Origin of the sequence: Rhizobium sp. RAF56, from assembly GCF_052113965.1 — a bacterium.
Classification (GTDB): Bacteria; Pseudomonadota; Alphaproteobacteria; order Rhizobiales; family Rhizobiaceae; genus Rhizobium.
In genome coordinates, this window is the sequence record NZ_JBFRDU010000012.1 from 14,132 (window position 1) to 33,387 (window position 19,256).

Annotated in this window: 24 protein-coding genes; 8 read left to right on the top strand and 16 right to left on the bottom strand. The window is 60.6% G+C overall.

Annotated features, from left to right (window positions below):
• Positions 1 to 32 precede the first annotated feature (32 nt).
• Positions 33 to 296 carry a hypothetical protein gene (locus AB4048_RS11980; protein WP_442202184.1) on the bottom strand — a complete coding sequence of 88 codons (264 nt, stop codon included), beginning with the start codon at positions 294 to 296 and terminating at the stop codon, positions 33 to 35.
• Positions 293 to 1,534: a tyrosine-type recombinase/integrase gene (locus AB4048_RS11985; protein ID WP_442202185.1), complete on the bottom strand. Its 1,242-nt coding sequence runs from the start codon at positions 1,532 to 1,534 to the stop codon at positions 293 to 295. Before AB4048_RS11985 ends, AB4048_RS11980 begins: the two co-directional genes overlap by 4 nt.
• 1,033 nt (positions 1,535 to 2,567) lie before the next feature.
• On the opposite strand from AB4048_RS11985, the gene ftsZ reads away from it, so the two are divergent.
• The 3 genes from ftsZ (at position 2,568) to AB4048_RS12000 (ending at position 4,315) form a co-directional block, all read left to right on the top strand.
• Positions 2,568 to 3,590 carry a cell division protein FtsZ gene (gene ftsZ, locus AB4048_RS11990; protein WP_442202186.1) on the top strand — a complete coding sequence of 341 codons (1,023 nt, stop codon included), beginning with the start codon at positions 2,568 to 2,570 and terminating at the stop codon, positions 3,588 to 3,590.
• Positions 3,591 to 3,755: 165 nt separating this feature from the next.
• Complete coding sequence (locus AB4048_RS11995) at positions 3,756 to 3,971, top strand: hypothetical protein (protein WP_442202187.1); 216 nt, start codon at positions 3,756 to 3,758, stop codon at positions 3,969 to 3,971.
• Between the two features lie 104 nt (positions 3,972 to 4,075).
• Positions 4,076 to 4,315 carry a hypothetical protein gene (locus AB4048_RS12000; protein WP_442202337.1) on the top strand — a complete coding sequence of 80 codons (240 nt, stop codon included), beginning with the start codon at positions 4,076 to 4,078 and terminating at the stop codon, positions 4,313 to 4,315.
• Between the two features lie 53 nt (positions 4,316 to 4,368).
• Here the strand turns inward: AB4048_RS12000 and AB4048_RS12005 are convergent, their stop codons facing one another.
• Positions 4,369 to 4,731, bottom strand: coding sequence for a hypothetical protein (locus AB4048_RS12005; protein WP_442202188.1), 363 nt, complete (start codon positions 4,729 to 4,731; stop codon positions 4,369 to 4,371).
• A 201-nt stretch (positions 4,732 to 4,932) separates the two neighbouring features.
• Between AB4048_RS12005 and AB4048_RS12010 the strand changes: the two genes are divergently transcribed.
• Positions 4,933 to 5,313: a response regulator gene (locus tag AB4048_RS12010; RefSeq protein ID WP_442202189.1), complete on the top strand. Its 381-nt coding sequence runs from the start codon at positions 4,933 to 4,935 to the stop codon at positions 5,311 to 5,313.
• Here the strand turns inward: AB4048_RS12010 and AB4048_RS12015 are convergent.
• The 6 genes from AB4048_RS12015 to AB4048_RS12040 form a co-directional block, all read right to left on the bottom strand.
• Entirely contained in the window at positions 5,301 to 5,834 is a 534-nt protein-coding gene (locus AB4048_RS12015; protein WP_442202190.1) for a MerR family transcriptional regulator, read from the bottom strand. The two genes, AB4048_RS12010 and AB4048_RS12015, sit on opposite strands and share 13 nt — an antisense overlap.
• A 179-nt stretch (positions 5,835 to 6,013) precedes the next feature.
• Positions 6,014 to 6,352: an integration host factor subunit alpha gene (locus AB4048_RS12020; RefSeq protein WP_442202191.1), complete on the bottom strand. Its 339-nt coding sequence runs from the start codon at positions 6,350 to 6,352 to the stop codon at positions 6,014 to 6,016.
• Between the two features lie 111 nt (positions 6,353 to 6,463).
• Positions 6,464 to 7,435 carry a beta-ketoacyl-ACP synthase III gene (locus tag AB4048_RS12025; RefSeq protein WP_442202192.1) on the bottom strand — a complete coding sequence of 324 codons (972 nt, stop codon included), beginning with the start codon at positions 7,433 to 7,435 and terminating at the stop codon, positions 6,464 to 6,466.
• Between the two features lie 19 nt (positions 7,436 to 7,454).
• Positions 7,455 to 8,501, bottom strand: a complete 1,047-nt coding sequence (gene plsX / locus AB4048_RS12030) for a phosphate acyltransferase PlsX (protein ID WP_442202193.1) — start codon at positions 8,499 to 8,501, stop codon at positions 7,455 to 7,457.
• A gap of 102 nt (positions 8,502 to 8,603) precedes the next feature.
• Complete coding sequence (locus AB4048_RS12035) at positions 8,604 to 9,161, bottom strand: YceD family protein (RefSeq protein WP_442202194.1); 558 nt, start codon at positions 9,159 to 9,161, stop codon at positions 8,604 to 8,606.
• 56 nt (positions 9,162 to 9,217) lie between these two features.
• The gene (locus AB4048_RS12040; protein WP_442202195.1) at positions 9,218 to 9,814 is read right to left on the bottom strand and encodes a ubiquinol-cytochrome C chaperone family protein; all 597 of its coding nucleotides are present in this window, start codon (positions 9,812 to 9,814) and stop codon (positions 9,218 to 9,220) included.
• Positions 9,815 to 10,030: 216 nt separating this feature from the next.
• Between AB4048_RS12040 and AB4048_RS12045 the strand changes: the two genes are divergently transcribed.
• Positions 10,031 to 10,540 (top strand): outer membrane protein assembly factor BamE, encoded by a 510-nt coding sequence (locus AB4048_RS12045; protein ID WP_442202196.1) that lies wholly within the window; start codon positions 10,031 to 10,033, stop codon positions 10,538 to 10,540.
• A 104-nt stretch (positions 10,541 to 10,644) separates the two neighbouring features.
• Here AB4048_RS12045 and AB4048_RS12050 read toward each other — a convergent pair whose 3' ends face one another.
• The 3 genes from AB4048_RS12050 to ribH form a co-directional block, all read right to left on the bottom strand.
• Entirely contained in the window at positions 10,645 to 12,780 is a 2,136-nt protein-coding gene (locus AB4048_RS12050; RefSeq protein ID WP_442202197.1) for a sodium-translocating pyrophosphatase, read from the bottom strand.
• 288 nt (positions 12,781 to 13,068) lie between these two features.
• Positions 13,069 to 13,551 carry a transcription antitermination factor NusB gene (nusB, locus tag AB4048_RS12055; RefSeq protein ID WP_442202198.1) on the bottom strand — a complete coding sequence of 161 codons (483 nt, stop codon included), beginning with the start codon at positions 13,549 to 13,551 and terminating at the stop codon, positions 13,069 to 13,071.
• Between the two features lie 3 nt (positions 13,552 to 13,554).
• Positions 13,555 to 14,010 carry a 6,7-dimethyl-8-ribityllumazine synthase gene (ribH, locus tag AB4048_RS12060; RefSeq protein WP_442202199.1) on the bottom strand — a complete coding sequence of 152 codons (456 nt, stop codon included), beginning with the start codon at positions 14,008 to 14,010 and terminating at the stop codon, positions 13,555 to 13,557.
• Between the two features lie 302 nt (positions 14,011 to 14,312).
• Between ribH and AB4048_RS12065 the strand changes: the two genes are divergently transcribed.
• From AB4048_RS12065 to AB4048_RS12075, 3 genes are read left to right on the top strand one after another with little or no spacing between them, the layout of a single operon-like run.
• Entirely contained in the window at positions 14,313 to 14,711 is a 399-nt protein-coding gene (locus AB4048_RS12065) for a type II toxin-antitoxin system RelE/ParE family toxin (RefSeq protein ID WP_442202200.1), read from the top strand.
• Positions 14,708 to 15,031 carry a Fis family transcriptional regulator gene (locus AB4048_RS12070; RefSeq protein WP_442202201.1) on the top strand — a complete coding sequence of 108 codons (324 nt, stop codon included), beginning with the start codon at positions 14,708 to 14,710 and terminating at the stop codon, positions 15,029 to 15,031. The genes AB4048_RS12065 and AB4048_RS12070 overlap by 4 nt, the downstream gene beginning before the upstream one ends.
• 8 nt (positions 15,032 to 15,039) lie before the next feature.
• Complete coding sequence (locus AB4048_RS12075; RefSeq protein WP_442202202.1) at positions 15,040 to 15,576, top strand: GNAT family N-acetyltransferase; 537 nt, start codon at positions 15,040 to 15,042, stop codon at positions 15,574 to 15,576.
• Here the strand turns inward: AB4048_RS12075 and AB4048_RS12080 are convergent.
• From AB4048_RS12080 to glyA, 4 genes are read right to left on the bottom strand one after another with little or no spacing between them, the layout of a single operon-like run.
• Positions 15,539 to 16,159, bottom strand: a complete 621-nt coding sequence (locus tag AB4048_RS12080) for a riboflavin synthase (protein ID WP_442202203.1) — start codon at positions 16,157 to 16,159, stop codon at positions 15,539 to 15,541. The genes AB4048_RS12075 and AB4048_RS12080 overlap by 38 nt on opposite strands.
• Entirely contained in the window at positions 16,159 to 17,340 is a 1,182-nt protein-coding gene (gene ribD, locus AB4048_RS12085) for a bifunctional diaminohydroxyphosphoribosylaminopyrimidine deaminase/5-amino-6-(5-phosphoribosylamino)uracil reductase RibD (protein WP_442202204.1), read from the bottom strand. Before ribD ends, AB4048_RS12080 begins: the two co-directional genes overlap by 1 nt.
• Before the next feature lie 2 nt (positions 17,341 to 17,342).
• On the bottom strand, positions 17,343 to 17,819 hold the full coding sequence (nrdR, locus tag AB4048_RS12090; protein ID WP_442202205.1) for a transcriptional regulator NrdR: 477 nt from the start codon (positions 17,817 to 17,819) through the stop codon (positions 17,343 to 17,345).
• 9 nt (positions 17,820 to 17,828) lie between these two features.
• A complete protein-coding gene (gene glyA, locus AB4048_RS12095; protein ID WP_442202206.1) occupies positions 17,829 to 19,127 on the bottom strand; it encodes a serine hydroxymethyltransferase in 1,299 nt (432 codons plus the stop codon).
• Positions 19,128 to 19,256: the final 129 nt, after the last annotated feature.

The following is a 19,256-nucleotide window of genomic DNA, read 5'->3' on the forward strand; positions in this document are numbered from 1 at the left end:
CACGAAATTTCAGCCGCTCTACTGAGATAAAATCACTCGCCGACGGTTTTTTGATAAAGGCGAATTGCCGCCCAGACATGGTCCTGCGTCAGCTTTTCCATCTCGGCATAGGTCGCGACAGCCTTGGTCTTGCAAACGCCGTCGCGCCTCATGATTTCCATCACGCAGCCCATATGTTTAGCCGCTTGGGTGAATCCGTGCGCCGGCCGCCCTCGTTGCCGCTTCGACTGCGATTGGGCGTCGAACCACCCGAGAACAGCCTCCATGAGTTCCTTGGTTGCTAGCTTTTCCATCATGGGCCAGCCTTGATGATCGCGTCGATCATGCCGGCCCAGAGCGTCAGCGCTGCCCGTTTTTGCGTCCTGTAAGCAGCCTTGTTGTAGGTTCCGGCGACGCCGCCCTTGTGCCCCGAGATATGCGCGAGCAACGCCTCGACGATGTGCGGCTCGACACCTGCGTCGTGAAGCTTGGTCGACATCGTCCGACGGAAGTCATGCAGACCCCAATCCGCGATCTTCAGTCGCCCGTCGAGACGCCCTTTCGATCGCGACCAGCCTGAATAGCCACGGCGCTCGCCGATCATTTCCTTGCCGAAGACGAAACCCTTGTCCTGCGCCTCAGGCAAGGCCGCCAGCGCGCTTTCTGTGAGTGCCACCTCGTGCGCCAGGCCGTTCTTCATGCGCTCGCCAGGGATCGTCCAGAGATCGCCAGCAACCTCTTCCCAGCGCATCGAGCCGACTTCCGATCGGCGGAGACCGGTCAGCAGCAACACCCGGATGATTCTGTCGTAATCGCTGCCGCTTTCGGTGCCCTTCCAGATCGCGCGGAGCTCGTCGTCGGTGAGCACGCGTTCGCGGCCTTTCTCGACATTCTTCGGAACGCCGTTGACCGGATTGGTCTCCACCTGCCCTCGGGCGACTAAAAAGGCGAAATAGCCGCTTAGTGATGCGAGAACGCGGTTTGCCTGCACCGGACCGTTCTTCTTGGTGATTTTTCCGTGCAGCTCGGCGATGTCGATGCGGCCGATTTCGCGCAGCGCAGTCGTGTGGAATCCCTTCGAATGCGTTCGAAGATTCCTCGTGGTCGCTTCGAGCGTCGATGCTTCCTGCTTGTCCTTGGCATGCGCAAGGTATTTGTCGAGCATTTCGCCGAACTTCACGGCCAGGCGAGCTTCCTTCTTCGCCTTGGCAGGATCGTTGCCGATCGCAACACCACCCAGGAGCTTCTTCGCCTGGGCGCGTGCTTCATCGGCTTCGAGCACGTCGGTGCTGCCGATCGTCACTCGTCGAGTTGCCCCGGCCTCATCGCGAAACTGCGCGACGAAAACGCGTTTTCCACCTTTTCGGATGCGCAGGCCGAAACCCGCAAGCGAGTTGTCCCAGAAGACGATGTCGTCTTTTCCGGGTGGTAATTCGAGCTTTTTGACGATCGTTTTCGTCAGCGAAATCGCGTTCTTCGAGGCTGACTTCGGCGACGAGACAACACGGGTATTTGCCGTACCCGGCAAATGGACGACATTGTTTCTGGTAAGCATATGGGAAGCACCATTGATGATAGTTGTCGATACCGCATGATGTCAGGAGACCGCCCCCTGATGTCTGCACACAAAAGCGCTACCACGCTTTTGCCCCTGCATCAATGGTCATTACGTGGCATCATGCGGCATCATACGAAGCCTTGGGAAGCATCATTTGGCATCAGGAGAAACAGCGCTTCATGGGTAGCGCACTTGACTGGGGGTCAAGGGGTCGCTGGTTCGAATCCAGTCGCCCCGACCATTTATCTCCTTGATATCCCCAGATATCTTCCTTTCCATCGGAATAGTGATGATGGCGCAAGCCATGGTATGCCGCGGTGGATCCGGCGATCGTCGATCCGCGCAGGAACCGACGTCTCGTGGCGCCTCTGGTCGCCCGATCGGCGGCGTTTACGGCCGCGGCCTTTGCCTGACCGTCAGGGAAAAACGGATGCTTCCTGATCGCGCACATGGCGAGCCGAAATCCTGTCCAGCAACGGGCGGGTGACCTCATTCGTGTCCACAAGCTCTCCACCGCTTCTGCACATGGTATCCACAGGGCAACTACCGCTACATCCCTGTCTTTTCCCCCTTGTCCCCTTTTCGTGGACGACGAGCGAACGACAATTCCCTGGCGGAGGGTCGCGATTTCAATCGATGGATTCCGATTGAGAGAAGCAAGGAGTATGGTCGCCTACCTTCTTGAGCGCGTGGCGGCGGACGCTCGGAGGGAGCGGCGGCCGACGGATCGCGTTGGCTGCCGCTCGGTTGCCGATGACGGATAGGGTTCACCCGGCCCTTCGAAATGCCCACGGCCGACCGCGAAATAACGATGTCGTCAGCCATCAAAAGTTCTCCAACGCTCAAATGAGATACGTGACCAGCCGCATTGGATCCCGTCAAGGCGCAGTGCGATATTGCCAGGCTGCAGCGCCGGCTAGCGCATAAACTGCTTCGCCCTGTCCGCGCCTTGTTGCACTCTTAGCCTAGTGCGCGAATCGCTGTTTAAAGCGACAATAACGCGATCGGGATGTAGGAAAGGAAAAGGGTCATGACGGACGCCAAGAGCGGCATTTCAGGACTGCGGCCGCATATCACAGTGGTTGGCGTCGGCGGCGGTGGCGGTAACGCGATCAATAACATGATCGCCGAAAACCTGGCGGGCGTCGACTTCGTGGCGGCGAACACGGATGCCCAGGTCCTTGCGACTTCGAAGGCCTCGCGTCGCATCCAACTCGGGGCGCATGTAACGGAAGGTCTCGGCGCGGGATCGCTGCCGGAGGTTGGCCGCGCGGCTGCCGAAGAGTCGATCGATGAGATCATGGATCATCTTCGCGGTTCGCATATGTGCTTCGTCACCGCCGGCATGGGCGGGGGAACAGGGACCGGGGCTGCACCCGTGATCGCTCAAGCGGCTCGTTCAGCCGGCATCCTGACCGTCGGCGTCGTCACGAAACCATTTACCTTCGAGGGCAATCGCCGCATGAAGACGGCGGATTTCGGCATCGAGGCGCTCCGGCAGGCGGCTGATACGGTCATCGTCATTCCCAACCAGAACCTGTTTCGCATAGCCGATGCCAAGACCACATTCGCCGATGCCTTCATGACCGCTGATCGCGTGCTCTATTCCGGCGTCGGCTGCATCACCGATCTCATTGTGAAGGAGGGCTTGATCAACCTTGATTTCGCCGACGTGAAATCGGTCATGCGCGGCATGGGTCGGGCGATGATGGGGACGGGCGAAGCCGAGGGCGAAAACCGAGCGCTGAGAGCGGCGGAGGCGGCCATCGCAAACCCATTGTTGGACGACATCTCGATGAAGGGCGCCAGGGGCGTTCTGGTCTCGATCTCCGGCGGTTCGGATATGACGCTCTTCGAGGTGGACGAGGCAGCAAGCCGCATTCGCGACGAGGTACAAGACGACGCGGAAATCGTCGTCGGCGCGATCTTCGATCGCAATCTCGACGGTAGGTTCCGCGTCTCGGTGGTGGCGACCGGATTGGATGCCAGCGGACTGCCTGAACCGGCACGCGCCGGCGTTCAGGAGCAATTTCAGGCGCATACGCTGCAGTAGGCTGCAATTTGCGACTGTCACGGTCAGAGCGGATCTGCATTTCCCCGAATGGCCGATCCGCTCTATTTGTTTCTACGAAATTCCGGACGAAGAATTTTGGACGCCGAGACCTACGTTTTTGCGCGCCGATGCTAAATTCGTAGCGGAAGAGACGAGGGAACGGATATGCCCAAATTCAACGTTATCGTCACACAAGAAATCGAAGCCGATACGGCAGAGGAAGCCGCCCTGCTCATGTACCAGGAGCTGACGAACAGGGCGACTCCTCTGAATTTTTCCGTAGTGGACGAGTCAGAAGCGACCACCAGCATAACGCTGGATCGGGCAAAGGCGGATGAATTTGCGAGCATCGATCATACCGCGGACCCCGGCAACTGGTAGAAATGCGGCGGAACCGGTGCGTTCGTTCGCAGGAATCGCGGGCGTCTCTTCCGTTCAACACGACTTTTCGATATGAGCGGCCGATGATCCAGCCGGAGTTCTCCATGGCCGCGCGCGACCGATTCTCGAAGAAGATCACCTGCCCTCAATGCGGCAACACCGGCTTTGCCGAAGCATCGGAAGACGACCACAAGTCGCGCAAGCATCCGGGCTTTGCGGTCGATCTGTTGCCGAGAGGGTTTTTCGAGCAGCGGGGCTCCAATTATCAGGAGAACTATATCATTCGCTGCGAATGCGGGCGGAAGTTTCCGTTCCGTGCGGTCAACGAGCCCGCCCACAACTGAGCGGCTGGACGATGGACGCCTGCGCTGATCTTCAATTCTAAGGAGATTGGTCTTCAGTTCTGCAGGAGATTGGTCTTCAGCGTGAAGGGAATGCGGGGATAGAAGGTCTTGCAGGCCTTCAGCGAACCGCCCTGCATGGTCGCGGCGGTCAACTTGCCGCTTGAAGGGTCGCAGACATACTCTGCAACGCCATCCGGCAGACAGTTGATGACGTGCTCGCCGGCCCCGGCCTTGCTGACGATGAAGGACCGGCGCATCCGCCAATCCGGCGCGAATTCGCTATATTGCGCATGGCATTCCGATACATCCTTGATGGCGCGGACGAAGTATTGCGGCTGGTCTGACCCCGCCGCGCCGGTAAGCATCGCCACCGCTGCCGCAAGAATGTAAAGTCTCCCGATCTCAACGTGGCGCATAACTTCCCTTCCCGACTCGGCTCATTGCTGCAGCTTAGCGGAAAACGCGGCGGCAGCGCCACAGCTTGTCCGGCGTCGGAATCAGCGTCGGTACTCTGCGCTCTCAGGCCCTCTTCTGGGCCGTTCAAACCTCAAAACCTTGACGATGCCTTTCACGACGCCAGATACGCCCCCTGAAGGGCTTATGAGGGGGACGCAGTAATGGACATCAACGGAAAAATATTGATCGTCGAAGACGACGCTTTGCTCGCCATGTTGTTGGAGGACATGCTGTCGGAGCTATCTTACGAAGTATCCGGGACCGCGGCGCGGCTGCACGAAGCACTGACGCTCGCCAGCGAACTTGTTTTCGACGCTGCCATCCTCGACGTTTCGCTGGCGGGAGAGAGTTCGCTGCCGGTCGCGAAAATGCTGGATGAAAAGGGGAAGCCATACTTCTTCGCCACCGGCTACGGCAGCCTGCCGGACGGCATTGCCGCCTCGGGCAGGCGTGTTCTCAACAAGCCCTTCCAGCTGCACCAGCTCCAGAGCGCCTTGGCGGGGCTGAAGCTCGAACCCGCGGTCGCCGTTCAGCGCACCTGATCGAGAAGGCGCTTGCACTCCAGGAGATCATAGAGCGCCTCCTGCAGCAGCGCGCGATCTTCCTTGCCGACGCTGGACTTACCGATCGATACCTCGGGCGTGTCGTCGTCGCCGCTGACGAAGTTGAAGAAACGGCGGCTGATCGGCGGCTTGGCACGGCCGACGAGCTGATCCTCCTCGGCGTTGCCGACCCGCGGCTCGGTGGAGGACGGCTCCTGCGCGGCGGCGAGCGCCTCTACGCTTGCAAGGTCGCCATGGCCGACCGCGATCACGAATTTGTTGCCGTTGGTCTTCAGGAGCTTCTGTACGCCCTTGATCGTATAACCGTGATCGTAGAGCAGATGCCGGATGCCTTTCAGCAGATCAACATCGTCGGGGCGATAGTAGCGGCGGCCGCCGCCGCGCTTCATCGGCTTGATCTGCGGAAAGCGGGTTTCCCAGAAACGCAGGACGTGTTGCGGCAGATCGAGGTCATCGGCGACCTCGCTGATGGTGCGGAAGGCATCCGGGCTCTTGTCCATGGTACACTCCAACGCTGCGCAGAGGCGACTCTCTCTTAGCGAGTCGCCATATTTCAACGGTTTGCCGGGAGAAATTCAAGTCATCTCTTGGCCGCTGCACAGCCAAGAAGCGAGATGGGCTGGATAGAGTGCCGGCTACCGGTCCGCGGCCGAAGAAAATATTGCCGGCATGGAAGACCTCAGACGGCCGGGTTCTGCGGCCTGGTCTTTGCCTTTCGGCTGGTATGGGCCTTAAGTATGCGGGTCTTCAGGACGTTCGAGGCCTTGAACGTCATGACGCGGCGTGGCGAGATCGGAACCTCCTCGCCGGTCTTCGGATTGCGACCAATACGTTCATTCTTGTCGCGCACCTGAAACGTCGCGAAGGACGAGAGCTTGACTGTCTCGCCACGAACGATGGCGTTGCAGATTTCGTCGATGACCGTCTCGACCAATTCGGCCGACTCGGTGCGGGAAAGGCCGACCTTCCGGAACACCGACTCCGCCAAGTCCGCCCGAGTGACTGTCTTCCCCGTCATAATTCCCCGCCCATCTTGTGTGGTGATTTTTGTAAGCGCGTCAAAGACTATTGCCCTTGCGCCAAACGGTCAAGCTCTTGTTTCGAATCGGAATTTGGGGATCAAACCTGCCTACCAGCGCAGCAAAACGGCGCCCCAGGTGAAGCCGCCGCCCATGGCCTCCAGCATGACGAGATCGCCCTTCTTGATGCGTCCGTCGCCGGCGGCAGCGGCAATCGCAAGGGGGATGGAGGCGGCCGAGGTGTTGCCGTGCTGATCGACGGTGATTACAACCTTTTCGGGAGGAATTCCGAGCTTCTTGGCCGAGCCGTCGATGATGCGGCGGTTCGCCTGGTGCGGCACCAGCCAGTCGAGATCCTCTGACGTCGTGCCGGTCGCGTCGAACGCGCTGTGAATGACATCGGTGATCATGCCGACGGCGTACTTGAAGACCTCGCGTCCTTCCATGCGCAGCACGCCGACGGTGCCCGTCGATGAGGGGCCGCCGTCCACGAAAAGCTTGTCTTTGTGCGCGCCATCGGAACGGAGGCTTGCGGTCAACACGCCGCGATCGCTGTTGGTGCCCTCCCCCGTCGTCGCTTCCAGGATCAGCGCGCCAGCGCCGTCGCCGAAGAGCACGCAGGTGGTGCGGTCGGTCCAGTCGAGCAGCCGCGAGAAGGTTTCCGCGCCGATGACGAGCGCACGCTTGGCCAGTCCCCCGCGAATATACGCGTCGGCTGTGGTCACCGCATAGACGAAGCCGGTACAGACCGCCTGGACATCGAAGGCGAAGCCGTGATGCATGCCGAGACGGTTCTGGATATTGACCGCTGTGGCGGGAAAGGTGTTGTCGGGCGTGGACGTGGCGACCACGATCATGTCGATGTCGTCGATCGTCAACCCAGCATTGGCAAGGGCTGCACGGGCGGCCTGTTCGCCGAGCGAGGCCGTCGTCTCATCGGCGCCTGCGATATGGCGCTGGCGAATGCCGGTGCGCTGAAAAATCCATTCGTCCGACGTGTCGACGATCTTTTCCATTTCGGAATTGGTCACGACGCGCTTCGGAAGCGCAGCCCCGAACCCGCGGACAACTGAACGGATCATAGTCATTACACCTTGCCGATCATGCCGCTTCGGGCCCCTTCGGGGGCAGCTGCTTGGCATGATACCTTTTCAAATCATTTTCTATTTTCTGCGTCAGGCCGTTCTTGACCATGTCGTAGCCGACGTCGATGGCGGCAGCGAAACCTTCGGCATTGGCACCACCGTGGCTCTTGATGACGATGCCGTTGAGCCCGAGGAACACGCCGCCGTTGACCTTGCTCGGATCGAGCTTCTCGCGCAGCACGGCGAAGGCGCCCTTGGCGAAAATATAGCCGATTCTGGCGACGAGCGTGCGCGACATGGCCTCCCGCAGCATCGTGGAGATCTGCTTGGCGGTCCCTTCGGCTGTTTTAAGCGCGATATTGCCGGAGAAGCCTTCGGTCACGACGACGTCGACCGTTCCCTTGCCGATATCATCGCCTTCGACAAAGCCGGCGTATTCGAGCGTTTCGATATTGGCCTCGCGGATCAGGCGGCCGGCGTCCTTAACCTCCTCCTGACCCTTCATCTCTTCGACACCGACATTCAAAAGGCCGATGCTCGGCCGCTCTATTTCGAACAGCGCGCGCGCCATGGCACCGCCCATCAGGGCAAAGTCGAGGAGCTGCTGCGAGTCCGCCCCGATCGTCGCGCCGACGTCGAGAACGATGCTCTCGCCCTTCAGCGTCGGCCAGATCGCCGCAATCGCCGGCCGTTCGATATTGGCCATCGTGCGCAGGCAGAACTTCGCCATCGCCATCAGCGCGCCGGTGTTGCCGGCGGAGACGACGACGTCGGCCTCGCCCACTTTGACCGCCTGGATAGACCGCCACATGGTCGACACGTAGCGGCCGCGGCGCAGCGCCTGGCTCGGCTTTTCGTCCATGGCGACGGCGAGCTCGCAGTCGTGGAAGACGGACTTTGCCTTGAGTTTCGGGTATTTATCAAGAATTGGTTCGCACTGTTCCTTCAACCCGAACATCACGAACATCAATTCGGGATGCCTCTCCAGAGCCTTGGCGGCGCCGGGAATGACGACATCCGGCCCGAAGTCGCCACCCATGAGGTCAAGAGAGATTTTGATCACGCGTCCCTGATCCTTCTTTTCCGCCCAGCCCGGCGAAATTCGGGCCAAAATACCGGTTTTCCCTTGGCTGACAACTGATTTATGTCGAAACCCACGGGAACATTAGTCCTTCTTCCAGTCCTTGAGAGCAGCGAACGGCGATGGCTTCTTGTCGTCCTCGCCACTGTCCTCGAGATGGCCCTCGAAGGCCACGCCCGGCTTGCGCGGATAGGGGTCGATAGCAAGCGCTGCAAATTCGGTGACCGCTTCGCCGGCATCGATCGTGTCGCCGACAAAGGTTTCCGGCAGGTCCGGCCCATCCGGATCGAGGATCATCTCACCGGCATCCATCGAGGGCGCGCGCGCAAGCTTTGAATCCGCCGGTACGAAAAGCTGCTCGAAGTCCTCGTCGATAAGAGATTCTACCGGCTCCAGCGTTACCACGCATGCCTGCACGATCTTCGCCTGGACGTGACCCTTCATGCGCACACCGTCGCGTTTCCAACGGGAAATCTTCACATCGGCGGTCAGGCTCTCCACCGAGAGTACGTTCCATAGCGCTGCCAATCCCTTGAGTTCGGTATCGTCAGCTTCGAGATGCACATCGACCGGATTTGCGGAGATATGCCCGACTTTGACAGGATAGGAAAACGGCCGGTCGCCGGCCTCGGTCTTTTTCATCTGTGCCTCCACTGCCGCACCCGCCCGAACCGATGCGCGGGTACGCGGAAAAATTTTTAAACTTCCGGCTGTGGCAATGTCGCCGAGCCGGTCGCAATCTCAGTCTCGGAAACACCGCTTAAGTGGCGCTCGGCCGCCACCATCCATTCGGCAAGGCCTTCCATGGAAGGCGCGCCCTCACCCTGATCGGGATAGATATTTCGCCTGAGGGCGGCTGCGAGCGCCAATCGGTCGTTTCCATCCATCGCTGCCGCGTAGGATTCGAGACGCCCGTAGAACATGCCGGCAAACTTCTTCATCCGCTTCGGGACGCCGTTGTCGCCGATGCCGAGCTCGCGGATCGAGTGGTCGATATCCTGGAAAAACGCGTCGACGATCTCCTGGGCGAGCTCCTGCCCGCTGGTTTCGGAAGCGCGCGTGCGGCGGAAGAACAGAATCATCACGATCGACAGCATCTCGAAACGGCCCATGACCGTATCGGGCACGTCGAGCCGCGCATAGAGATCCGGCATGCGCGCCGCCGCCGACAACGCCGCGTATTGCCTGTCGACGATGACCCTGTTGTGATTTCTGGTTCGAAAGAGCCCGAAGACCATGAATATTCCCGGATTTGGCTCATTCCGAGCGCGCACTTGCGCTCCGCCGTGTTGCATGAATTCAAAAGCTGGTTTACCGAAGCAGGCGCGAATTGCAATGCCGTTTGTGCCCGCTTCGAAGACTGCCCCGACCCGTCGTCACGAACTGCCGCGATCGGTGAAGAAGAGCGCGGAACAGTCATCTTGTGACAGCCGGAATCCCGGAATGGCCACAATGATGTGCACAGCAAAACACACACGAGCCGGCCGGCCGGATGTATGATTGATAGGGAGATGTCGTTGACGCGGTGGTATTTCAAGTCTGACAGAAATTTCGTCGGCACAGCCGCCATTGCCCTCGTTATTGCGAGCGCGGCGCTCTCCAGCTGCCAAACCAGCGAAATCATGAACAACGGTTACGTGTTCGACCAGCAATCGCTTGATCTGGTCCCCGTCGGCTCCAGCCGCGAGCAGGTCCTGCTCTCGCTCGGAACGCCGTCGACGACGGCGACGTTCGACGCGGAAGTGTTCTACTATATTTCCCAGAAGCGCGTCCGCTCGGTGGCCTTCATGAAACCGAAGCTGGTCGACCAGACCGTACTCGCCATCTATTTCGACAAGGATGGCGTGGTCACGCAGCGCGCCAACTACACGATGAAGGACGGCAGGGTCTTCGACACGATCTCGCGCACGACGCCGACGGGCGGCAAGGATCTCACCTTCCTGCAGCAGCTGCTCTCCGGCTCCGGCAGCGGCGGGACCGGCGCGAAGAACATGCTGAACAACCTCAATCCGGGCCAGTAAGGCGGCAGGCGCCGCGCCGCGGCGCCAAGCCTTTTTGTTCTAACGGTCATAAGAAAACCCGCGAAGCGCATGCTCCGCGGGTTTTTCGTTGCGTTCAGATGGTGTCAGGCCAGAACGGCGAGCAACAGCAAGGCCACGATGTTGGTGATCTTGATCGCCGGATTGACGGCGGGGCCCGCGGTGTCCTTGTAGGGATCGCCGACGGTATCGCCTGTCACGGAAGCCTTGTGGGCTTCCGATCCCTTGAGGTGGCGGGTACCGTCCTTGTCGACAAAACCGTCTTCGAAGGACTTCTTGGCGTTATCCCAGGCGCCGCCCCCCGAGGTCATCGAGATCGCCACGAAGAGGCCGTTGATGATGACGCCCAGCAGCGATGCGCCGAGCGCGGCAAAGGCCGAAGCCTTCGAGCCCGAAATCAGCAGCACCCCGAAATAGACGACGATCGGCGCGAGCACCGGAAGCAGCGACGGCACGATCATTTCCTTGATTGCCGCCTTCGTCAGCAGATCGACGGCGCGGCCGTAGTCCGGACGTTCCGTCCCCGCCATGATGCCGGGTTTCTCACGGAATTGCCGGCGCACTTCCTCGACGATCGAACCCGCCGCGCGTCCAACGGCGGTCATAGCGATGCCGCCGAACAGATACGGAATGAGGCCACCGAACAAAAGGCCGGCGACGACATAGGGATTGGAGAGGTCGAAGGATATTGGGCCGACATCGGCGAAGTAAGGGAATTTGTCGCCGTGTGCCGCGTAGAATTTGAGATCGTAGGAGTATGCGGCGAAAAGCACGAGTGCACCGAGACCGGCCGAACCGATGGCGTAGCCCTTGGTGACCGCCTTCGTCGTATTGCCGACGGCATCGAGCGCGTCGGTCGATTTGCGCACTTCCGGCGGCAGATGAGACATTTCGGCGATACCGCCGGCGTTGTCGGTGACCGGACCGAACGCGTCGAGCGCGACGATCATGCCTGCGATGCCGAGCATGGCGGTAACCGCGATACCCGTGCCGAAGAGGCCGCCAAGCTGATAGGTCGCGATGATGCCGCCGACGATGACGATTGCCGGAAGCGCCGTCGATTCCAGGGAGACCGCAAGGCCCTGGATGACGTTGGTGCCATGCCCGGTGACCGAAGCCTGCGCGATCGAGACGACGGGCCGCTTGCCGGTGCCGGTGTAGTATTCGGTGATCACAACGATCAGGGCGGTGACGATCAAGCCCACCAGGCCGCAAACGAACAGACGGGAACCGGTAACGTCAGCGCCATCAACTGTGCCGATGGAACCCCAGCCGACGGTGAGCGACGTCGCGATAGCCAGGCCGACGATCGAAAGCAGGCCGGTGGCGATCAGCCCCTTATAAAGCGCACCCATGATGGAGCCGTTGGCGCCGAGCTTGACGAAGAATGTGCCGATGATCGAGGTGATGATGCAAACGCCGCAGATTGCGAGCGGGAAGACCATGGCCGCATGCAAGGAAGGCGTGCCTGCGAAGAAGATCGAGGCAAGCACCATGGTTGCGACGACCGAGACCGCATAGGTTTCGAACAGGTCCGCCGCCATGCCTGCACAATCGCCGACGTTGTCCCCGACGTTGTCGGCAATCGTTGCCGGGTTGCGCGGATCGTCTTCGGGAATGCCCGCTTCTACCTTGCCGACGAGGTCGCCGCCGACGTCCGCACCCTTGGTGAAGATGCCGCCGCCGAGGCGGGCGAAAATAGAGATCAGGGAGGCGCCGAAGCCGAGCGCGACAAGTGCATCGATAACCTCGCGGGAGCCGTCCTCAAGGCCAAGTACTTGCGTCAGGACGACATAGTAGATGGATACGCCGAGCAGCGCGAGACCGGCCACGAGCATGCCCGTGATGGCGCCCGATTTGAAGGCGATCTCAAGTCCGGCGGCAAGGCTGCGCGAGGCCGCCTGAGCGGTGCGGACATTCGCGCGCACCGAGACATGCATGCCCATGAAGCCGGCAGCGCCCGAAAGCACCGCGCCGATCAAAAAGCCGAAAGCGGCCGCAGCCGATAGAAGGACCCACACCAAAATGAAAACGACGATGCCAACGATGGCGATCGTCCGGTATTGGCGCGTCAGATAGGCCTGCGCGCCCTCACGAATATAGCCGGCGATCTCCTGCATGCGGGCATTGCCCTGATCGGCAGCAAGCACCGACCGAGTTGCCCATATAGCGTAAATCACCGAGAGCAACCCGCATGCAATGACGCCTGTAAGAATGGTCATTTCGCTTCTTCCTCTCCCCAAATAGCCGGAGACTAGATCCCCTCCGGCACCGAGCGCCTCCGGCTGACATCCCCCTCCAAGGATGCCGGCTTTGGCGCAGGGCGAGATTGCGTGGGCGAATTCGCCACGTCAAGAGCGCCCGCGGGCAAAACAATCCGCGGATTAAAAGTTTATTCACAGATGGATCAAGAAGCGCAAAGGACTGGTATTTAAAGCGTTTTAGCTGCCGCTTTTTCCGGCACCGACAGCTTGCCGGCAACGATAACGGCAGCAGCGCAACGCCTGCGCCTACTTCTTGGGCTCGCCGCGAACCTGCTTGGCGATTCGGTCCAGCACGGCGTTGACGAGCTTGGGCTCGTCGTCCGCGAAGAAGGCCTGGGCGATTTCGACATATTCGGTAACGATCACCGCCACCGGCACGTCCTTGCGATCCAGAAGTTCGAAGGTGCCAGCGCGAAGGATCGCGCGGACAGTGCTATCGAGCCGCGACAGCGCCCAGTCGTCCTGCAGCGCCGCGCCGATCAGGGGATCGAGACGAACCTGCTCGCGCACCACGCCCGATACGATCGAACGGAACCAGGAGGCATCCGCCTTCAGATAGGTATCGCCGTCAATTTCCTGGCCGAGGCGATGGGCCTCGTATTCGGCCACGATTTCCAGCACGCCGGCGCCGCCGATATCCATTTGATAGAGCGCCTGAACGGCCGCAAGCCGTGCCGCGCCGCGCTGATTTGCGGTCTTTGCCGGCCGCTCCATGTCCTGATTGCTCATAGCTTATGCACCCAGCTTTTCCTTCAGCGCGATCATCGCCAGCGCCGCACGGGCGGCAAAACCGCCCTTGTCCTTGTCCGAACGGCGCGCACGCACCCAGGCCTGATCGTCGTTCTCGACGGTCAATATGCCGTTGCCGATGGCAAGCGACTCGCTGACGGCAAGATCCATCAGCGCGCGCGACGATTCGTTTGCGACGATCTCGAAATGGTAGGTTTCGCCGCGGATCACCAAGCCGAGAGCTACGAAACCATCATACTGCGTTCCGCCATTGTCCGCACCGTCGAGCGCCATGGCGATCGCCGCCGGAATTTCGAGCGCGCCGAGAACGGTGACGACGTCGTAGGTGGCGCGGGCCTGGTCGAGCGCGGCCTTCGCACCATCGAGAAGTGCATCTGCCATATCGTCATAGAACCGAGCTTCGACGATCAGAAGATGCGGCGTGGAGGAGCTGGACATACGACACCTGCGGATTGGAGGGGCGGGAACGCCATTATGCGCGGCTCAAATCACGCGGCAATGCGCTTGGCAAGTGTTTTTCGCGCGCCGGCGCATTTTCGCGGGCCGCAGGCAAGCGAAGAAGCTGCGATTTCTCGATGCTTACCAACAAATGCCGTTGGACCGTTCCCATGGTATTTGGACAGCAGCACTAGATTGTAGAGCGTGTATGTGAGTAATTTTTCAACCGCATACTGACAGCATTTTATCGCTTTGTTATGGGAAAAGCTTGCTCAAGTGAACCATTTTTGGTACGTCATACAATGAAAAATGTCGCTAGCCGGCTTGGAAAGACGATCTTCGCGGAATTTTATCAAACCCCAGGAGGCAGGGAACCTGTTAGAGAGTGGCTTAGAGGCCTGCAATTTGACGAGCGTAAAGTGATATCGACCGATGTCCGAACGACCGAGTACGGATGGCCTTTGGGGATGCCAACTTGCGATAGCCTTGGCGACGGCCTTTGGGAAGTGAGAACCAGCCTCAAGGACAAGATCGCCAGAGTGTTCTTCTATATGGAAGGACCGCGAATGATACTTTTGCACGGGATTATAAAGAAAGACCAGGTGCCTCCCAAAGTCGACGTCGATACGGCGCGGGATCGAAAACGAGACTCGGAGAATAGAATCCGGCACCTAAAAAAGAAAAAGGATCGCGAAAAATGAGTGAGTATAACATTAAGAGCCCGATCGGCTCGAGCTTTGAGAGCTTCCTAGAGGAAGAAGGTATCCTTGACGAAGTTGATGAACTTGCCATCAAGAAAGTTATTGCTTGGCAAATGGAACGGAATATCGCCGAACGTGGAATGTCAAAGACGGAATTCGCGGATGCGATGAAAACCAGTCGGACGCAGGTGAATCGCTTGCTTGATCCGGTGAACACCAGCATCTCGATGCACACCTTGTGCCGGGCGGCGGCCGTGTTCGGCAAGTCCCTTCGTATCGAATTTGTGGACAGGGAAGAGCGGCAAGAAGTGGCCGCCTGAACACCGACATGACGGACATCCCAACGATCGAGACCGAACGGCTAATCCTGAGGCCGCACACGATCAGCGACTTCGACGCCTATGCCGCCATGTGGCGGGAGCCCGGCGTCTTCCGTTTTATCGGCGGCGTGGCGATGTCGCGCGAGGAGAGCTGGACGCGGTTGTTGCGCACCGCCGGCGTGTGGCACTTTCTCGGCTTCGGGTTTCTCGTCGTCGAAGAGCGGTCCAGCGGTCGTTTCCTCGGGGAAGCCGGATTCCACGACCTGCGTCGGGACATGCATCCCTCACCCGAAGGCAGCATGGAAGCCGGCTGGGCGCTATGTCATAGCGCGCAAGGGCGAGGATATGCCACCGAGGCCATGCGGGCGCTGCTCTCTTGGGCCGGCACGCATTTTCCACACGCACGCACGACCTGCATCATCGCCCCGGACAATCGGCCGTCTCTAAACGTCGCGGACAAGCTCGGCTTCCGCGAACTCGCGCGCACCGTCTATCATGACGCCGACATCATCCTGCTTGAACTGCAGGAAACTGCGCCAGCCTAGCGGCATAACGGGCCATCGTATCGACTTCGAAATTGACGAAGTCGCCAGCCTTGCGTTCGCCCCAGGTCGTGACTTCGAGCGTGTGACGGATCAACAGCACGTCGAAATCGGTGCCGTCGACCGAGTTGACGGTGAGCGAGGTGCCATCGAGCGCAATCGAGCCCTTCGGCGCGACGAACATGGCAAGATGGGCCGGCGCTCGCAGCCTGAACCGCGTCGCGTCGCCTTCCGCCATGACTGAAAGGATCTCCGCCTTACCGTCGACATGCCCGGAGACAATGTGGCCGCCGAGTTCGTCACCGATCTTCAGCGAGCGCTCAAGGTTGATATGCGTGCCGGGCTGCCAGTTGGCCACCGTCGTCAGCCGCAGCGCCTCTTCCCATGCCTCCACCTCGAACCAGCGGTGGTTGCTGCCCTCTTCCGGCAGGCTGGTAACGGTTAGGCAGATGCCGGAATGCATGATCGAGGCGCCCATGTCGATGGTTGTCGGGTCGTAGCGCGTCGCAATCTTCAGCCTGATGCCTTCCTTCAACGGCGAAACGCTCTCGACGGTGCCGATATCGGTGACAATGCCTGTAAACATCAAAGCCCTCTTTCGAATTCGTCGCAGCTGTCATCACCGAAGAGACGCGTGCGGATATGGGAAAAACCGGGAGGCATATCGGTCTTCGTTACCGGCGATTCAATACCGCCCGCCCCAATCAAGCCCGGCCCCTGAAACAGCAAGATGCGGTCGACCAGCCCGGCATCGAGGAAAAGCGCCGCGGTCTTGGCACCGCCTTCGACGAAGAGGCTGGATATGCCGCGCGAGCCAAGCGCCGGCAGTAGGATCTCCGGGTGATAGGGATTGCAATAGACGATCTCGACACCCTGCGCTTCGAGGGCGGAGCGGCGCGACGAGGTTTCGGCGAGGTCCGCGATATCCCCCTCCTCGGCGGAAGGCGGTACGCCGGGCACCGCCGTCTCAGGCGATATCGCCTCCGCGTCCGCCACCAACGGAGAGACCGCCTCGCTCGCAACGACGATCACCGGCACCTGACGGGCGGTGCTGGCAAGCTTGCCGTCCTTGGGCAGATCAAGCAAAGGATCGAGGACGATGCGGATGGGCGACCGCCCCTCCATACCGGGAATGCGGACGGTCAATTCCGGATCGTCGGCGATCGCAGTGCCGATCCCGATCAGGATGGCGTCGCTTTCCGCACGCAGCTTCTGTACTTCGGCGCGGGCCTCGGTGCCGGTGATGCGGATCTGCCCCTCGCCCAGCCGGCCGATCATGCCGTCGGCGGAAACGGCAAGCTTAAGAGTCACATAGGGCCGACCCTTCGTCTGGCGCATGAGGTAGCCGGCGAGCGCCCGCCGGCCCTCGTCCTCGATCAGCCCCGTCTCAACCTCGATGCCGGCGGACCGCAGCATCTCCAAGCCGCGGCCGGAAACCCTGACGTCCGGATCGGTGACGCTGACGACCACGCGCGCAACACCGGCGGCCATCAGCGCGTTGGCGCAGGGCGGCGTCTTTCCAAAGTGGGAACAGGGCTCGAGCGTCACATAGGCGGTCGCGCCGCAGGCCCTGTCGCCCGCTTCAGCCAGCGCCTGGGTCTCGGCATGCGGCCGGCCGCCAATCGCGGTTACCGCCTTTCCCACGACCTCTCCGTCCTTGACGATGAGGCACCCGACGGAAGGGTTGGTGCCGGTCTGTCCGAGATGGGTGCGCGACAACTCGATCGCCGCCGCCATGAACTTCTCGTCGTCCGCCCGGCCCGGCATCGTCAGGGATTCAGCGGATCGCGGGCGATCTTGGCATTGATCTCGGAGATCACCTGCTCGAAATCTTCCGCATGGGAGAAGTCACGATAGACGGAGGCGTAGCGCACGAACGCCACGTCATCCAGGCTCTTCAAGGCCTCCAGCACCTGCAGGCCGATCTGCTCGGAGCTGATTTCCGTCTCGCCGGAGCTTTCCAGCCGGCGCACGATACCCGAGACCGCGCGCTCGATGCGGTCGCGGTCGACGGGGCGCTTGCGCAGCGCGATCTCGAAGGAGCGCACCAGCTTCTCGCGGTCGAAGGGCACCTTCCGGCCGGTCTTCTTGATCACCATTAGCTCACGCAGCTGCACGCGCTCGAACGTGGTGAACCGGCCACCGCAATCGGGACAGATCCGCCGCCGGCGAATGGAGGTGCTATCCTCCGCCGGGCGTGAATCCTTGACCTGGGTTTCTTCCGAACCGCAATAGGGGCAACGCATGAGCTATCCTTAGCCCATGTAGCCGTACATCGGGAAGCGATCGGTAAGCTTGATCACCTTTTCGCGCACCGCAGCCTCGACGGCGGCATTGCCTTCATCCGAATTGGCCACCTTCAGGCCGTCGAGCACTTCTACGATCAGATTGCCGATTTCGCGGAACTCGGCCTCCTTGAAGCCGCGCGTCGTGCCGGCCGGCGTGCCGAGGCGGACGCCTGAGGTGACGAAGGGCTTTTCCGGATCGAAGGGAATGCCATTCTTGTTGCAGGTGACGTAGGCGCGGCCGAGAGCTGCCTCGGCGCGCTTGCCCGTGGCGTTCTTCTTGCGCAGGTCGACCAGCATCAGATGGTTGTCGGTACCGCCGGAGACGACGTCGAGGCCGCCTGCGATCAGGGTTTCGGCAAGTGCCCTGGCGTTCTTGACGACTTGCGCGGCGTAGTCCTGGAACTCCGGCTGCAGCGCTTCACCGAAGGCGACGGCCTTGGCGGCAATGATGTGCATCAAGGGGCCGCCCTGGAGACCCGGGAAGACGGCCGAATTGAACTTCTTTGCCAGATCCTCGTCGTTCGTCAGGATGACGCCGCCGCGCGGACCGCGGAGCGACTTGTGTGTGGTGGTGGTCGCAACGTGGCAATGCGGGAACGGCGACGGATGCTGGCCGCCGGCAACGAGGCCAGCAATGTGAGCCATATCGACCATCAGGTAGGCGCCGACCGAATCGGCAATCTCGCGGAAGCGCTTCCAGTCCCAGATACGCGAATAGGCGGTGCCGCCGGCGATGATGAGCTTCGGCTTGGTCTCTTCGGCCTTGCGGGCGACTTCGTTCATGTCGAGCAGGTTGTCGCCTTCGCGCACGCCGTAGGAAACCACGTTGAACCACTTGCCGGACATGTTGACCGGCGAACCGTGCGTCAGGTGCCCACCCGAATTGAGATCGAGGCCCATGAAGGTATCGCCCGGCTGCAGCAGCGCCAGGAACACCGCCTGGTTCATCTGGCTGCCGGAATTCGGCTGGACGTTGGCGAAATTGACGCCGAACAGCTTCTTGGCGCGCTCGATGGCGAGCTCTTCGGCTATATCCACGTACTGGCAGCCGCCGTAGTAGCGCTTGCCCGGATAGCCTTCGGCGTATTTGTTCGTCATGATCGATCCCTGCGCTTCGAGAACGGCGCGGGAAACGATGTTTTCCGAAGCGATCAGCTCGATCTCATGCCGCTGGCGACCCAGCTCCTTGCCGATCGCGCCAAAGATTTCCGGATCGGTATCGGCAAGAGAGCGATTGAAGAAGGGTTCGGTCGCAGCATTGGTCATGGTGAAAGCTCCTGAACGTGGGTGCCTGAAGCTATTAGCCTTGCGGTCGCTCAAGGGCAATACGATCAGCGACATTTGCTAGGCAAACTACGATCGCTGCGCGCAGATACGAAAAAGCCGCCTCCCCGG